The sequence below is a fragment of the Pseudomonas sp. FSO-7 genome (assembly GCF_059579345.1).
On the sequence record NZ_CM184193.1, the window covers coordinates 5,894,040 to 5,910,518 of the forward strand.

A 16,479-nucleotide genomic window follows, 5' to 3' on the forward strand; every position below is an offset into this window, starting at 1 on the left:
AAGATGCCCCGCGCCCTGCTCGCGCTGTTGATGATGGTCGCCCTGCCGCTGTGGGCGGCCGAGCCGAGGGACCTGGCCTGGTCGGAAATGATCCCACCGGACGCGCCGCCAGAAGTGCCGAACATGACGCCGCTGCATGACCTGTCGAAGATGAGCGACGCCCTGGCCGCCGAATCCGCGCCGGCGGCCAAGCAGGATTTGCCCAACGCGCCAGTGGTCAAGGCACTCGACGGCCAGCAGATTCGTTTGCCGGGTTACATCGTGCCGCTGGAAGTCAGCGAGGAAGGCCGCACCACGGACTTTTTGTTGGTGCCGTATTTCGGCGCTTGCATCCACGTACCGCCACCGCCGTCGAATCAGATCGTGCATGTGAAAAGTGAAATCGGGGTCAAGCTCGACGAGTTGTACCAGCCGTACTGGGTCGAAGGGCCGATGCAGGTCAAGCCGTCTACCAGTGAACTGGCCGATGCCGGGTATCAGATGGAGGCCGAGAAGATTTATGTGTATGAGCTGCCGGAGTGAAGCCGGTGGTGATGTGTTGTTGATGAGATAGCTATCGCGAGCAAGCTCGCTCCCACAGGGGTGCTGCGTCGAGCGCGAGATTTGTGTTCACGACAGACCCACTGTGGGAGCGAGCTTGCTCGCGAAGGGGCCCTCAAGGTTGCTCATCACACTTTCATTGAGCTGAGTCAAAAGCCGCCTACATACGCCTTCGTACCATAGGACATCAATTTTGAAATGTCCTCTGGAGCCCCCATGCACAAGTCCTTGCTCAGCGCTTCCCTCGTTGCCCTCGCCCTCGCTGCCCCGCTCGCCCAGGCCCATACCGCTGGCGACATCATCGTTCGCGCCGGTGCTATCACCGTCAATCCGGAAGCCGACAGTTCCAGCGTCAAGGTCGACCGTGGCCCGCTGGCCGGCGCCGACCTGGGCGGCAAGGCGACCATGAGCAGCGACACGCAACTGGGCCTGAACTTCGCCTACATGCTGACCAACAATTGGGGTATCGAACTGCTGGCGGCCTCGCCGTTCGAGCACGACGTGAAAATCAAAGGCACCGCCCTCGGCGCGGCCAATGGCAAGCTCGGCAGCCTCAAGCACCTGCCGCCGACCCTGAGCCTGGTCTACTACCCGCTCGACGCCAAATCGGCGTTCCAGCCTTATGTCGGCGCCGGTACCAACTACACCTGGATCTACGACGAACACGTCGGCAGCGAAGCCAGCGCCAATGGCTTCAGCAACTTCCGGGCGAAAAACAGCTGGGGCATGGCCTGGCAAGTCGGTGCCGACTACATGCTGACCGACAACATCATGATCAACGGCCAGATCCGCTACATCGACATCGACACCACCGCGTACGTGGACAACAACGCCGTGGCCGGCGGTACCCGGGCCAAGGTGGATGTCGATGTGGATCCGTTCATCTACATGGTGGGGTTGGGCTACAAGTTCTAAGCCCGCCCCCCATCGCACATTGACAACACACCTTGTGGCGAGGGAGCTTGCTCCCGCTCGAGCGCGAAGCGGTCGCAAATGCTTTGGGCCTGCTTCGCAGTCCAGCGGGAGCAAGCTCCCTCGCCACAAAAGCGATGCATGACTCACGAAAAAGGCGCCCCGAAAGGCGCCTTATTTGTGGGAATGTGAAACTCAGCGCCCCAACAACCGCGCCAGCCCCACGCTCATCGGTGTTTGCTGTGGAAAACTGAAGCGCTGCAACAACCGATGGTTGTCGGCCCGGGAATGGCGGATGTCGCCGGAGCGCGCCGGGCCGTAGCTGATCGGCGGCAGGTCGCCCACCACGGCGGCCAGGGCCTGGAGCATCTGCTTGAGGGTCGTGGCCTGGTTCCAGCCGACGTTCACCGCGCCCACTTCCACCTCGGGTTTCTCGATGGCCTGCACCAGCAAGTCCACCAAGTCTTCGACATAGACAAAATCCCGGGTCTGTTCACCGTCGCCGAACACGGTGATCGGCAGGCCTTTCTGTGCCCGTTCGCTGAAGATGCTGATGACCCCGGAATACGGCGAGGACGGATCCTGGCGTGGGCCGTAGATGTTGAAAAAGCGGAACACCACCGGCTCCAGGTCGTGCTGGCGGCGATAGAAGTCCAGGTAGAACTCGCTGGCCAACTTGTCCGACGCATACGGCGTGAGCGGAGCCTTGGGCGTTTCTTCGTCGATGGACTCGCCTTCGCCGTTGTTGCCATAGACCGCTGCGCTGGAGGCGAACAGCACCCGTTTCACGCCGGCCTGGCGCATGGCCTCGCAGACGTTCAGGGTGCCAATGAAATTGCTCTGGTGCGTGCGTACCGGGTCGTCCACCGAGGCCTGCACCGAAGCCACTGCCGCCAGGTGCGCCACAGCGCTGCAACCGGCCATGGCCCGGGCCACCAACGCCGCATCGGCGACATCGCCTTCGATCAGTTCGAGCGCCGGGTTGTCCAGGGGCAGGTTGCTGCGCTTGCCGGTGGACAGGTCATCGAGGATGCGCACCGCATGCCCCTTGGCGAGCAAGGCGTCGGTCAGGTGCGAACCAATGAAACCCGCGCCGCCGGTGATTAAAACAGGGCCTTCAGCCATGGCGATAAAACCTATCCAGTAAGCCCGGGAGTGCTGCGCGCCAGGCGCGGGGCTTGATCCCGAAAGTGTGCAGAATCTTCTTGCAGGCCAGCACCGCGTGCTGCGGTTCTTCCGCGGCGTCCGGCCGTGCGGCATGGGCCTGGGGCGTGGGCGACTCGATAGCCAGCGGATGCAAGGGGCGGGCTTCGGTGAGGATCGCCTGGCCCAGCGCCAGCGGCGTGGTCGCCTCATGCCCGGCGTAATGATAGGTGCCCCACAGCGGCGCCGCGCAATCGAGTTGCTTGAGCACCGAGATGATCACCCGCGCCGCATCGTCCACGGGCGTCGGATTACCCCGGCGGTCGTCGGCCAGCAACAGCTCTTCGGGCTGCTCGGCCCGGGCCAGGAAACGGCCGAGGATGCCATCGACGCTGTCGTCCAGCAGCCAGCCGAAACGCAGCAGCACATGTTGAGGACAGGTGGCGCGCACGCTTTGTTCGATCCGCCACAGCGCCTGGCCCCGCACGCCCAGGGGCACCGGTTCGTCCTTCTCGCTGTAGGCCGTGGCGCGGGAACCGTCGAACACCCGATAGCTCGACGGCTGCAGCAAGATGATGTTGTGATGCTGGCACAGCCCGGCGAGGCGCTCGACAGCGTGCTCCTGGCTGGCCAGGCGCTGCTCGCTGACGGCCTCGGCCTGAAACCAGTCGAAGTAGTACGCCAGGTTGATCAAGGCGTCCGGGCGGGTGTCGTCGAGCAGTTGCGTCAGGCTCGCGGCATCCCAACCGTCTTCGGGCGGGCGGGGGGCAAGAAAACCGATGTCTTCTTCTGCACCGAGGCGAATCAGCGCCTGCCCAAGGGCATTTCCGCCGCCCAGTAACATAAGGCGCATTCGCATAAAGTCAGCAGGCCCAGTCTATTGGCACAAGAATTTGGTCGATAACGCCCGCAAGCGTTGTCGGAATCGTTGCATTTTGCGGGTTTAGTGCGCAACCGTCATCCGTAAAGTGCAGATCCTGGATTTGTACTGTTCTTTAGGACCCTTTCGCGAGCAAGCCCGCTCCCACATGGGAATGCATTCCAAATGTGGGAGCGGGCTTGCCCGCGAAGGGGCACTGTCAGGCGATAGAGATCCCGGACGGTACTTGCATCTTCCCCAAGTCACCCGCATAACTCCCCCATGAATCTGCCTCTCCCTGCCGACCACGCCATGGCGGGCTTTCACCCCGCCGTCCGCGCCTGGTTCAGCCAGACATTCCCGGCGGTCACGGCCGCCCAGGCCCGGGCGTGGCCGTTGATCGGCCAGCGTCGCTCGGTGCTGGTGGCGGCGCCCACCGGCTCGGGCAAGACCCTGACGGCGTTTCTCGCGGTGCTCGACGACCTGGTGCACCGCGGCCTGGAACAAGGCGGCCTGCCGGACCAGACCCTGGTGGTCTACGTCTCGCCGCTCAAGGCCCTGAGCAACGATATCCAGATCAACCTGCAGAATCCCCTGGCCGGCATCACCGAGCAGTTGCAAAAGATGGGCTTGCCGCCCTTGCCGATCACCACCGCCGTGCGCACTGGCGACACGCCGCAGAAAGACCGCTCGGCGATGCGCAAGACCGCGCCGCACATCCTGGTGACCACGCCCGAATCCCTCTACGTGCTGCTCGGTTCCGATTCCGGCCGGCAGATGCTCGCCAGCACCCGCACGGTGATCGTCGACGAAATCCACGCCATCGCCGCCAGCAAGCGCGGCAGCCACTTGGCCTTGAGCCTGGAGCGCCTGCAAGCCCTGTGCGCCGAACCGCTGATGCGCATCGGCCTGTCCGCTACGCAGAAGCCGATCGAAGCGGTGTCCCGGTTTCTCGTCGGCGAAGGACGCAGTTGTGAAATCGTCGACATCGGCCACGCTCGCCCTCGGGACCTGGACATCGAGGTGCCACCGGTGCCGTTGTCGGCGGTGATGGCCAATGACGTGTGGGAACTGGTCTACAACCGCCTCGCCGAGCTGGCCCGGGAGCATCGCACCACCCTGGTGTTCGTCAACACGCGGCGCCTGGCCGAACGCCTCAGCCGCCATCTGAGCGAGCGCCTGGGCAAGGACGCCGTGGCCGCCCACCACGGCAGCCTGGCGAAGGAATTTCGCCTCGATGCCGAGCAACGCCTCAAACGCGGCGAACTGCAGGTGCTGATCGCCACCGCCTCCCTAGAGCTGGGCATTGATATCGGCGATGTCGACCTGGTCTGCCAGATTGCCTCGCCCCGTTCGATCTCGGCATTCCTGCAAAGAGTTGGACGCTCCGGCCATCAGGTCGGCGGCACGCCCAAGGGACGTCTGTTCGCCACCACCCGCGACGACTTGATCGAATGCGCCGCCCTGCTCGACTGCGTACGCCGTGGCGAGCTGGACATTTTGCACATCCCCAAGGCGCCGCTGGATGTGCTGGCCCAACAGATCGTCGCCGAAGTCAGTTGCCAGGAATGGCCGGAACAAGCGCTGCTGGAAACCTTCCGCCGCGCCTCGCCCTACGCCGAGCTGGACGAAGGGCATTACCAGGCGCTGTTGCAGATGCTCGCCGAAGGCCTCAACGGTCGCCAGGGCGTGCGCAGCGCCTACCTGCACCGCGACGCCGTGACCCGGACGCTGCGCGGGCGCCGGGGCAGCAAACTGACGGCGGTGACCAGCGGCGGCACCATCCCGGACAATGCCGACTACAGCGTGCTGCTCGAACCCCAGGGTTTGAACATCGGCAGCGTCAACGAAGACTTCGCGGTGGAGAGCATTGCCGGCGATGTGTTCCAACTGGGCAATACGTCTTACCGCATCATCCGTGTCGAGACCGGTCGCGTGCGGGTCGAAGACGCCCAGGGCCAACCGCCGACCATCCCGTTCTGGCTCGGCGAAGCCCCGGGGCGCAGCGACGAATTGTCTTGGGCCGTGGCACGCCTGCAAGCCCAGCTCGATCACCTGCTCGGTGCCACGCCGGGCAACCTGCAACCGGCCCTCGACTGGCTGACCGGCACCTTGCGCCTGAACCTCGCCAGCGCCGAACAACTGGTCGATTACCTGGCCCCGGCGCGCCAGGCTTTCGGCGCCCTGCCGTCCCAGGACACGCTGTTGATGGAGCGATTTTTCGACGAGTCCGGCGGCACGCAACTGATCATCCATACGCCGTTCGGCAGCCGCATCAACCGCGCCTGGGGCCTGGCCTTGCGCAAGCGCTTCTGCCGCACCTTCAACTTCGAATTGCAGGCCGCCGCCAGCGAAGACGCCATCGTGCTCTCGCTGTCAACCAGCCACAGCTTCGAACTGGACGAGGTCTGGCGCTACCTCAACAGCCACAGCGCCGAACAGATCCTGGTCCAGGCGGTGCTGGATGCGCCGCTGTTCGGCGTGCGCTGGCGCTGGAACGCTGGCGTGGCCCTGGCCTTGCCGCGCTACACCGGCGGGCGCAAAGTCGCCCCGCAGATCCAGCGGATGAAAAGCGAAGACCTGATCGCCAGCGTGTTCCCGGACCAGATCGCCTGCCTGGAAAACCTGGCCGGCGAGCGGGAGATCCCCGATCACCCGCTGGTGGAACAGACCCTCGACGATTGCCTGCACGAAGCCATGGACAGCGAAGGTTGGCTGAGGCTGTTGCGGCGCATGGAAGCGGGGGAGATTCGCCTGATCAGCCGCGACCTGCCGGCGCCCTCGCCCCTGGCGGCGGAAATTCTCAGCGCCCGTCCCTACACCTTTCTCGACGACGCGCCGCTGGAAGAACGGCGGACCCAGGCGGTGATCAACCGGCGCTGGAGCGATCCACAGGCCACCGACGACCTTGGCGCGCTGGACGCCGAAGCCATCCAGTCGGTCCGGGATGAGGCCTGGCCGACGCCGGCCAATCTCGATGAGATGCACGAAGCCTTGATGAGCCTGGCCTGCATCGCCGACAGCGAAGCCTGCGCCCACGCATCGTGGCCGGATTGGTTGCAGGCCCTGGCCGCGAGTGGTCGCGCCAGCCATATGCAGATCAGCGCCGAGCGCGGTCTGTGGGTGCCGCTGGAACGCCTGACCTGCCTGCAAGCCCTTTATCCACAGGCTCCCTGGCAACCGGCGCTGGCCCCACTGGCCGGTTTCGATGAAGCCTGGGACAGCGACGAAGCGTTGGTGGAAATACTTCGGGCCCGGCTCAGTGCCTTTGGCCCGCTGCCATTGAAGGCCATCGCCTACCCGCTGGGGTTGTCGACGCCGCAGGTCACCCAGGCCCTGGCGCAACTCGAACAGCAAGGCTACGTGCTGCGTGGGCGCTTCACGCCGGGCACCGGGCAGGAGGAATGGTGCGAGCGGCATTTGCTGGCGCGGATCCATCGCTACACGGTCAAGCGCCTGCGCCGGGAAATCGAGCCGGTGATGTTGCAGGACTTCATGCGGTTTCTGTTCGACTGGCAGCACCTGTCGTCGTCCACCCAGGGCCGGGGCAATGCCGTGCTGCCGTCGATCCTCGGCCAGTTCGAGGGCTACCCGGCCGCCGCGTCAGCCTGGGACAGCGACCTGCTGCCCGGGCGGATCAAGGACTATTCGCCCAGTTGGCTCGATGAATTGTGCCGCAGCGGCAAGTGGGTATGGACGCGCCTGAGCGCACGCCAGAAACCTTCCGCCAGTGCGCTGCGCAGTACGCCGGTGGTGCTGCTGCCACGCAACCAGGTGGCGTTGTGGAGCAGCCTGGCCGGGCAAACGGCCGTGGATGAACTGTCGCCCAAGACGCAAAAAGTCCATCAGGCCCTGAGTGAACACGGCGCGCTGTTTTTCGATGAGCTGGCCCATGAAGCCCACCTGCTGCGCAGCGAACTGGAAATCGCCTTGCAGGAGTTGGTGGGCGCCGGGTTGGTGAATGCCGACAGCTTTGCCGGCTTGCGCGCGCTGATCACCCCGGCCAGCAAACGTCAGGCCCGCAGCAGCCGACGCGGGCGCGGCGCGTTTGTCGGCGGCATGGACGACGCCGGTCGCTGGGCCTTGTTGCGCCGCAGCCAACCCGTCCCAGTGGAAGGCAACCGCCCCGCACCCACCGCACCGGAGACTCTGGAACACATCGCCATGACCCTGCTGCGTCGTTACGGCGTGGTGTTCTGGCGCTTGCTGGAGCGGGAGGCCGACTGGCTGCCAAGTTGGCGCGAGCTATTGCGCACCTTTCATCGCCTGGAGGCGCGGGGCGAGATTCGCGGCGGGCGTTTTGTCAGCGGCCTGGCGGGCGAACAGTTCGCCCTGCCCGAAATCATCCCGCTGCTACGCGAAACCCGTCGCCGTCCCACCGACGGCAGCCTGGTGGCGGTGTGCGGGGTCGACCCGCTGAACCTGGCCGGCACCTTGCTGCCGGGGGCGAAAGTACCGGCGCTGGCAAGTAATCGGCTGGTGTATCGGGATGGGTTGCCGGTGGCGGCGCAGATTGCCGGCAAGCAGCATCTGTGGGTGGAGTTGGATGCTCAGGGGATGGCTGAGGTGAGGAACAAGCTCATTCAGAAAAGTTGAATGGGTGTCTGGACTGGCCTCATCGCGAGCAAGCTCGCTCCCACAGTGGACCGAGTTCCTTCAGAAAGAATGCGATCGAATGTGGGAGCGAGCCTGCTCGCGATGAGGCCATAAGCCCCACCACAAACCTCGGCAGTCATTGAGCTTGATCAGGCAGCTCATCCCCCGCCTTTGGCTCCTCGACCAACCGCCTTGGCATCACCACCTGTTGTGGATAAGTCTGCGCAAAGTGCACCGCCGGATGGTTATCCACAAGCTTCTTCAACTGCTGGTTGAACGCCCGGCTCACCGCATACTGCCCACCCGACACGGTGCGGAACTGCGCCGTGAGCACCACGCCGTTGAGGTCCATCTTGTCCACGCCGAACACATCCAGCGGCCCTTGCAGGTTGAACTTGAGGAACGGGTCTTCGGCAATCGAACGCCCCGCCTCGCGAATCAACTCGATGGCCTCGTCCACGTCGGTGTCGTAGGTGAACTGCACGGAGAAGAACGCAAAGGCAAATTGCCGGGATTGGTTGGTCACGGCCTTGATCTGGCCGAACGGCACCGAGTGCACGAAGCCCTTGCCGTCGCGCAGGCGCAGGGTGCGGATGGTCAGGCCTTCGACGGTACCGGCGTGGCCCGAGCTGAGCACCACCCAGTCGCCGATGGACAGTGTGTCTTCAATGATGATGAACAGGCCGGTGATCACGTCCTGCACCAGTTGCTGGGAACCGAAACCGATCGCCAGCCCCACCACCCCGGCACCGGCCAGCAACGGCGCGACGTTGATACCCAGGTTGGCCATGGTGGTGATCGCGCAGATCACCACCAAGATGATTTTCGCCGCGTTACGTAACAGCGGCAGGATGGTCTTGACCCGGGTGCTGGGCTGGCGGGCCCCGCGCTTGTTCAGTGGCGGCTTCAAGGCTTCCTGGATCGCCGTGTCGAGCACCACCCACGTGAGCCAGGTCACCAGGAAGATCAGGCCGATGCGGCTCAAGGAATCGCTGATCGCCCGGCCTATGGCATTGCGCGAGGCGAACTCGAACAGGGAAATGCCCCAGATCCGCCCGAGGACTTCAATGAATGCCACCGCCATGACGATCCGCAACAAGGCGTGCAACAAGCTCAACAGCCGCCCCTTGTAGGCGCTGTTGCGCTGGATGGCCTCGGCCTTGGGCGACTTGAAGACATGTTGGAACACCGTGCTGAGGAACACCGTGGCGATTAGCAGGATGGTGGTGAACAAGGCGCAACGCAGGGCTTTCTGGTTGTCCTCGCCGACGCCGATCAGGCTCACCGCCGACACCAGCACCATCAGCAGGATCGGCCAGTACCAGAGCCCGGAAAAGATCCGCAGCGACTCCTGCAAGGCCGGTTGTTTCAAGCGCTGGGCCAGTGGGCGGTTGCGGATCAGGTGCGCCACCGGGCGGCGCATGTGAATCACCAGCCAACCAAAGATCATCGACGCCGACAACCCGGTGAACACCGCGATGCTGCTGGTGATGTTGCCGCCCAGTTGCCGGGCGATCTGCGGGCTGGTGAGGGCATCGCTGAGGGCGGCGAGAAAGCCGATCAGGAACAACGGTCGGGGAGCGAAACGCCGGATCATCGCCACCGCTCGACGTTTGTGGCCGGCGTTGAACATCACGATCACGCACAGCAACACCGAGGTGGAGAAAATACCGCTGCTGGTGGCGTAGGCGAAGCACAGCGCCAGGGCGCGACCGACCGAGACTTGCAGAAAGTGACTGACATAGAGGGTCAGCGGCAGGCAGGCCACCGCCGGCAAGGTATAGGGCAACAGATAACCGAGCAGGTCGTGCATGCGCTGGCGGGTACGTAGCCAACGGCGCCGGCCGAGGCGTCGCACCAGCAATCGCGCGCCGGCCCATAGCAGCGCAAACGTCCCCAGCCACACACCGGAGAGCAACAGGAAATCCCCCGCCACGCGCCAGGACGAACGGGACGTCTGGTCCACCAACCGATCCACCTCATCCGCCGCCCGGTCCGCCCGCAGGCGCCAGGCATCCACCAGGCTCTGGTTGAGCTCGAGTTTGTCCTGGACGTCGTCGATGCTCGAACTGATGGCCCCCAATAGACCGCCCTGCACCAGCGGCGCGGGCTCGGCGGGCGGTTCATCGGGCTTGGTGGTGCCAGGGACGGCGGCGGTCCCGTAGGCGCTGGTGCCGGACAGCGCCAGCAAGAACAGCAGCAATACAGTGCTCAATCGAGACAAAACGCGAGGCTCCTTCACACGGGATTGGTAAGGAACTGATCAATATTGGGCCGGCAAGTTCGCTCCGAAGGTCAATACAAAACCTTGTTCACTGCCGCCGGGCACTCCATCGAAACTTTCCAGCTCGCGCGGCGGTCATCAAAAGACACAGGCGGTACGAGGTCATTGGCACGGGAGGGATACATGACGGCGATCCACATTGGCATTTCCGGCTGGCGCTACACGCCTTGGCGGGGGGATTTCTACCCCAAGGGGCTGACCCAGAAACGGGAACTGCAATTCGCCTCGCGAGCGGTCAACAGCATCGAAATCAATGGATCGTTCTACGCCCTGCAACGCCCCGAACGGTATGCCCAGTGGTATGCCGAGACACCGCCCGGCTTTGTGTTCAGCGTCAAGGCGCCGCGCTTCATCACCCACATCAAGCGCCTGCGGGACATCCACAAGCCTCTGGCCAACTTCTTCGCCTCCGGTGTACTGGAGCTCAAGGAGAAACTGGGGGCGATCCTCTGGCAGTTCCCGCCCAGCTTCAAATTCGACCCCGAGTTGTTCGAAGACTTCCTCAAGCAATTGCCCCACGACACCGAAGGCGCCGCCGCCCTGGCCCGGGAGCACGAGCCGCGCCTGGACGGCCACGCCAGCACCCAGACCGATAAAAAACGGCCGCTGCGCCACGCCGTGGAAATCCGTCATGAGAGTTTTATCGACCCGCACTTCATCACGTTGCTCAAACGCTACGACGTGGCCCTGGTGATCGCCGACACGGCCGGTAAATGGCCCTATCGTGAAGACGTCACCAGCGATTTCGTCTACCTTCGCCTGCACGGCGCCGAGGAGCTGTACGCCAGCGGCTACACCGACGAGGCGTTGAAGCGCTGGGGTGACCGGATCGAGGCCTGGAGCCACGGCAAGCAGCCGAGCGACGCGCACCTGATCGACCCGGACAAGAAGCCCCGGGCACGCAAGAGCCGGGAAGTGTTCTGCTATTTCGACAACGACATCAAAGTCCGCGCGCCCTATGACGCACGCCACTTGCTGGAGCGCTTCCACCTGGACAAGGACCTCGCCACCACGCCCGGCGAGCGACCGGCCGAAGGGGTGTTGCCATGAACCGTCCGGAAATCACTGAAGCGACCCACGGGCCGACCCAGCAACAGGCCCAGACGCCCGACCGGGTCAACCGTTTCACCGTGCTGACCGTCAACACCCACAAGGGCTTCACCGCCCTGAACCGGCGCTTCATCCTGCCGGAACTACGCGAAGCGGTGCGCAGTGTGTCCGCCGATGTGGTGTTCCTGCAGGAAGTCCACGGCACCCATGAACACCATCCCCAGCGCTACAGCAACTGGCCGAGCATGCCGCAATACGAATTCCTCGCCGACACCCTCTGGCCACAGTTCGCCTATGGGCGCAACGCGGTGTACCCGGCGGGCGACCATGGCAATGCGTTGCTGTCGAAATTCCAGATCATCCGCCACGACAACCTGGACGTGTCCATCAGCGGCCATGAAAACCGCGGCATGCTCCACAGCGTGCTGCGCCTGCCCGGCGATGGGCAGGATGTGCATGCCATCTGCGTCCACCTGGGGCTGCGCGAAGGCCATCGCATCGAGCAACTCAAGCTGCTTTGCCAACGCCTGGGGGAACTGCCGCCCAACGCGCCGGTGATCGTCGCCGGCGACTTCAACGACTGGCGCGGCAAAGCCAGTGAATTGCTCGAACCCTGCGGCCTGCGGGAAGTGTTCGCCGAACAGTGGGGCAAGCCGGCCCGCAGTTTTCCGGCGCGCCTGCCGATCCTGCGCCTGGACCGCATCTACGTGCGCAACCTCAAGGCCCATCATCCCAAGGTGTTGAACGTACGACCCTGGTCGCACCTTTCTGACCACGCACCGCTGTCGGTGGAGATCGAATTATGAGCGCGACGATGGACAAGGCGACGGTGGAACAGGTCGACACGACGCCCACCGAACGCAACCCGGCGCTGGCCGATATCGAATACGGCTGGCACGGCAACAACCGCGTCACCCTGCTGGAAAATGGCGAGGAATATTTCCCACGGGTGTTCGAGGCCATTCGTCGCGCCCAGGATGAAATCCTCCTTGAGACCTTCATCCTGTTCGAGGACAAGGTCGGCTACGAGCTGCGAGACTTGCTGGTGGAAGCCGCCCAGCGTGGCGTGCGCATCACCGTCAGCCTCGATGGCTTCGGCTGCGGTGAGTTGACCACCGATTTCCTGGCCTCGTTGAGCGACGCCGGGGTGCGCTTGCAGATGTTCGACCCGGCGCCCCGGCACTTGGGCATCCGTACCAATTGGTTCCGCCGCCTGCACCGCAAGATCGTGGTGGTGGACGGGGTGATTGCGTTCATCGGCGGGATCAACTTTTCCGCCGACCACCTGGGGGATTTCGGCCCCGAGGCCAAGCAGGACTACTCCGTGGAGGTCAAAGGCCCGGCGGTGGTGGATATCCATCACTTCGCGCTGTTGCAGAGCGGCCGGCCCGCCCGGGCCAAATACTGGTGGCAACGGCGCCGCAGCCGTCGCAACGAGCTGGCGTTCAACGACCATGATGGCCAGGTGCGCCTGGTCTACCGGGATAACCACGAGCATCAGACCGACATCGAAGAGGTCTACCTGCAGGTGCTGCGCAGCGCCCAGCGGCGGGTGGTGATCGCCAACGCGTACTTCTTCCCCGGCTACCGCTTGCTGCGCGAGATCCGCAACGCCGCCCGGCGTGGCGTGGAAGTGCGGCTGATCCTGCAAGGACAGCCGGACATGATGATCGCCAAACTCGCGGCGCGGATGCTCTACAGCTATCTGCTCAAGGCCGGCGTGGTGATCTACGAATACTGCGAGCGGCCGCTGCACGGCAAAGTCGCCCTGGTGGATGAGGACTGGAGCACGGTGGGTTCAAGCAACCTCGACCCGTTGAGCCTGTCGCTGAACCTGGAAGCCAACGTGCTGATCCGCGACCGGGCGTTCAACCGCGAGCTGTTCGAGCGCCTCGACCACCTGAGTCGTGAACACTGCACCGCCATGCCCGAAAACCATGCGCCGCGAGGCCTGCTGTGGCGCATGACCATCGGCTTCATGGTGTTCCACTTTTTGCGCCATTTCCCGGCCTGGGCCGGCTGGCTGCCGGCCCATAAACCGCGTCTGAAACCTTTTTCGCCGCCGACGGCGGTCCGGAGCGAACCCCATGAACCACTCTGAAGCGCACACCGCGCCGAGAGATACCCATGCGCCGGAACAGGCCAAGCCAAAATCCCGCTGGAGCCGCTGGAAAAGACCGCTGACCCTGGCGTTTTTCCTGTTGCTGATCGTGCTGTTCACGGCCCTGGCCCGGCGCATCGATTGGTCCGAAGTGTTGGCCACCCTGGCCGATTTCAAGGTACGCACCTTGCTCATCGCCGCCGCGCTGACCGTCACCAGCTTCATCACCTATGCCTGCTTCGATCTGATCGGACGCACCTACATCCGCCAGAAACTCGGTTGGCGGCAGATCTTGCCGGTGGGGGTGATCAGTTATGCCTTCAACCTCAACCTCAGCGCCTGGGTCGGCGGTATCGCCATGCGCTATCGGCTGTATTCGCGACTGGGGGTCAGCAGCGGGAACATCGCCAAGATCCTCGGCCTGAGCCTGGCCACCAACTGGTTCGGCTACATGACCTTGGCCGGGGTGGTGTTCAGCAGCGGCCTGGTGACCATGCCGCCGGGCTGGAAACTCAGCAGCGGCGCACTGCAAGGTGTGGGCGTGCTGTTGTTGCTGGCGAGTGCCGGGTACCTGGCGGCCTGTCGGTTTTCCAAGCGCCGGGCCTGGACCATCCGTGGCATGGAAATCAACCTGCCGTCGCTGCGCATGGCGGTGCTGCAACTGGCGTTAGGGGCGCTGAACTGGTCGTTGATGGCAGCGGTGATCTTCACGCTGCTGCCCAGCAAACTGGATTACCCGGTGGTGCTCGGGGTGCTGCTGATCAGCAGCATTGCCGGGGTCATTACCCATATTCCGGCGGGGCTTGGGGTGTTGGAGGCGGTGTTCATCGCGCTGCTGCAACATGAGGTGTCGCGGGGCAGCCTGCTGGCGGGGCTGATCGCTTACCGGGCGATCTACTTCATCTTGCCGTTGCTGATTACCGTGGTGATGTACCTGGTGATCGAGGCGAAGGCCAAGGCGTTGCGGGTCAAGCCTGGGCTCAAGTGATGGGTTGCCTGGCCTGGCCCCATCGCGAGCAAGCTCGCTCCCACATTGGATCTGTAGTGAACACACATATCGCGATCACTACACATTCCCTGTGGGAGCGAGCTTGCTCGCGATGAGGCCCCCACAGACACCCCACGATCACCGCGCCTGGATAATGCTCAACCGCTCTCCCACCACCATTTCCGTGATCCAGTCCACCAGGATCGAGGTGTAGGCCTGTTGTGACACGGGGTCGCTCAAGGCATGGTCGGCGCCGTCGATGATCCGGTGCGTCAGGGAATGGGTCTGCTGGCACGCCGCCCGGTAGCTCATGATCGTGGCGTGGGGCACGTAGGTATCGGTCTCGGACTCCACCAGCAACACATCGCCGGTGAACTGCGAGCACGCGTGCAAGGCGCGATTGGTGCTGGCGTGCACCAGGGTGCTGCGGTAATCCAGCAGGTCAGTCTTGTCCAGGTCGCGCTTGGGCGTGTGCCATTGCTCGTCGCGGTACAACGCCGGCACCCGCAGGGCCAGCCAGCGCACCGGGCGCAGCGACGTCAGGATCGAGGCCAGGTAACCGCCATAACTGGTGCCCACCACGGCAATTGCCGAGGTATCCAAGGCGGGGTGGGCGAGCAGGCGGTCGTATGCCGCCAACAGATCCCGCAGGTTGTCCTCGCGGGTGACCCGGGACAAGGGAATCCCCGCCCCTCCGGTGTGCCCGCGCAAGTCGAAGGTCAGGCACACACAACCGAGGCCGGCGATACCTTTGGCCCGTTCCAGGTCCCGCTCCTGGCTGCCGCCCCAGCCGTGTACGAACAACACGCCTGGTACCTTCGACTTGGGACTCAGGAAGGTCCCGTTCATATGTTCATCATCAATCGCAATCTGGATCGTTTCACTTCTAGCCGTCATAGGATTGAACCGTTACGTATTTGAGTAGGAAATCACCTTTTTCCGCCGCGCCGCGATACACCTCCCTGGCGCCGGCTGGCAGCGGTTGGTCGAGGTAGCTCTCCACCGAGGACACTCGCACCGCGCTGGTTTCGGGCGTTTCGACGAACACCTGCAATGCCGCCAGCTCGGCGCTGCTGGCCCCGCCCATGCGCCACGATTGTTCCAGCACACCACCACGGGGCTGGCCGGCGGCATCCAGGCCCTGGGCAATGTCGTAATTGCGCCGCGACGCAAAAAAGCTCGGGTAGGCCTGGTTGGCGGCGTCATCGAACACTTGCGCCAGCCGCACCGCCTCACGCACATCGTCGGGCAGTTCGAGCCTGAGCAACTCGATATAGCCGCCCTGCACCACCAGCAGGTCCGACCCGCCGTACACTTCCACCCCTTCGCTGTCGTGGGTCAGGTGTTGCACGCCGCAATAGCTCATGACCTGGCCGTTGATGAAGCTCTGGCCAACGCTCTGGGTCTTGACCTCATTGAGATGCTGTTCCAGCACCACCCCTTCGCGAAACAGCGCCTGGGCGTCAGGTCCGGCGACGATTTCATCGAACTGCGCCAGGCTCTTGATGAGCCGTTGGCCGCGCCCGGCACAGGCATGGATCGGCTTGATGCGGATCGGCCCGGTGTAGAGCAAATGTTCGGCGGCCGGGCGGGCGTCCTTGAGCGAAAACACCGTCACGCCGTCGAGCACTGCGCCTCGGGTGAGCTTGGCAAACAGCGGCGACCAGCCTTTGGGCGCCACCGCGTCCTTATTCAACAGACCGTGGGTAATCGCCTTGGTGCAGATAAAATCATGCTCGACATACCCACCCCACACGTCCTCCGGCCCCTTGACCCCCAGGCGCATCAAGGCTTCGGCGCCGATCAGGGTTTGCGTGGGCAACAGATAAAGATCATGACCAGCCTGGGGATCATGGCTGTCGCCGTACTCCCATCCCAGGATCTGTGCCAGCCACTGGGCCAGTGCGCGGTTGGTCTCGACCTCATGGCGTGGCGCTTGTGGATTGACCGAATAGGCCACGACCCGTTTGTTGCGATTGACTGATGTCATGCGGTGCCCTTTTTTC

General features: G+C 63.9%; 12 protein-coding genes. 7 read left to right on the top strand and 5 right to left on the bottom strand.

From position 1 onward, the window contains the following. The first annotated feature begins 3 nt into the window (after positions 1–3). Both AC515T_RS25845 and AC515T_RS25850 read left to right on the top strand, forming a co-directional pair. Positions 4–522, top strand: coding sequence for a DUF3299 domain-containing protein (locus AC515T_RS25845; protein ID WP_496530526.1), 519 nt, complete (start codon positions 4–6; stop codon positions 520–522). A 234-nt stretch (positions 523–756) separates the two neighbouring features. Next, positions 757–1,455 carry an OmpW/AlkL family protein gene (locus AC515T_RS25850; RefSeq protein WP_496530527.1) on the top strand — a complete coding sequence of 233 codons (699 nt, stop codon included), beginning with the start codon at positions 757–759 and terminating at the stop codon, positions 1,453–1,455. Positions 1,456–1,647: 192 nt separating this feature from the next. On the opposite strand, the gene AC515T_RS25855 is transcribed toward AC515T_RS25850, so the two are convergent. Then, positions 1,648–2,577: an NAD-dependent epimerase/dehydratase family protein gene (locus AC515T_RS25855; RefSeq protein WP_496530528.1), complete on the bottom strand. Its 930-nt coding sequence runs from the start codon at positions 2,575–2,577 to the stop codon at positions 1,648–1,650. Then, complete coding sequence (locus AC515T_RS25860; RefSeq protein ID WP_496530529.1) at positions 2,570–3,454, bottom strand: sugar nucleotide-binding protein; 885 nt, start codon at positions 3,452–3,454, stop codon at positions 2,570–2,572. The genes AC515T_RS25855 and AC515T_RS25860 overlap by 8 nt, the downstream gene beginning before the upstream one ends. Before the next feature lie 282 nt (positions 3,455–3,736). Between AC515T_RS25860 and AC515T_RS25865 the strand changes: the two genes are divergently transcribed. Beyond that, positions 3,737–8,050 carry an Lhr family helicase gene (locus AC515T_RS25865; RefSeq protein WP_496530530.1) on the top strand — a complete coding sequence of 1,438 codons (4,314 nt, stop codon included), beginning with the start codon at positions 3,737–3,739 and terminating at the stop codon, positions 8,048–8,050. Between the two features lie 136 nt (positions 8,051–8,186). On the opposite strand, the gene AC515T_RS25870 is transcribed toward AC515T_RS25865, so the two are convergent. Next, complete coding sequence (locus tag AC515T_RS25870; protein ID WP_496530531.1) at positions 8,187–10,274, bottom strand: mechanosensitive ion channel family protein; 2,088 nt, start codon at positions 10,272–10,274, stop codon at positions 8,187–8,189. A gap of 183 nt (positions 10,275–10,457) precedes the next feature. On the opposite strand from AC515T_RS25870, the gene AC515T_RS25875 reads away from it, so the two are divergent. From AC515T_RS25875 to AC515T_RS25890, 4 genes are read left to right on the top strand one after another with little or no spacing between them, the layout of a single operon-like run. Next, positions 10,458–11,384: a DUF72 domain-containing protein gene (locus AC515T_RS25875; RefSeq protein ID WP_496530532.1), complete on the top strand. Its 927-nt coding sequence runs from the start codon at positions 10,458–10,460 to the stop codon at positions 11,382–11,384. Further along, on the top strand, positions 11,381–12,190 hold the full coding sequence (locus AC515T_RS25880) for an endonuclease/exonuclease/phosphatase family protein (RefSeq protein ID WP_496530533.1): 810 nt from the start codon (positions 11,381–11,383) through the stop codon (positions 12,188–12,190). The genes AC515T_RS25875 and AC515T_RS25880 overlap by 4 nt, the downstream gene beginning before the upstream one ends. After that, complete coding sequence (clsB, locus tag AC515T_RS25885) at positions 12,187–13,485, top strand: cardiolipin synthase ClsB (RefSeq protein WP_496530534.1); 1,299 nt, start codon at positions 12,187–12,189, stop codon at positions 13,483–13,485. The genes AC515T_RS25880 and clsB overlap by 4 nt, the downstream gene beginning before the upstream one ends. After that, positions 13,472–14,473: a lysylphosphatidylglycerol synthase domain-containing protein gene (locus AC515T_RS25890; protein WP_496530535.1), complete on the top strand. Its 1,002-nt coding sequence runs from the start codon at positions 13,472–13,474 to the stop codon at positions 14,471–14,473. The genes clsB and AC515T_RS25890 overlap by 14 nt, the downstream gene beginning before the upstream one ends. 138 nt (positions 14,474–14,611) lie before the next feature. On the opposite strand, the gene AC515T_RS25895 is transcribed toward AC515T_RS25890, so the two are convergent. Next, positions 14,612–15,370, bottom strand: coding sequence for an alpha/beta hydrolase family protein (locus tag AC515T_RS25895; RefSeq protein ID WP_496530536.1), 759 nt, complete (start codon positions 15,368–15,370; stop codon positions 14,612–14,614). After that, the gene (locus AC515T_RS25900) at positions 15,360–16,463 is read right to left on the bottom strand and encodes a DUF3182 family protein (RefSeq protein ID WP_496530537.1); all 1,104 of its coding nucleotides are present in this window, start codon (positions 16,461–16,463) and stop codon (positions 15,360–15,362) included. The genes AC515T_RS25895 and AC515T_RS25900 overlap by 11 nt, the downstream gene beginning before the upstream one ends. Positions 16,464–16,479: the final 16 nt, after the last annotated feature.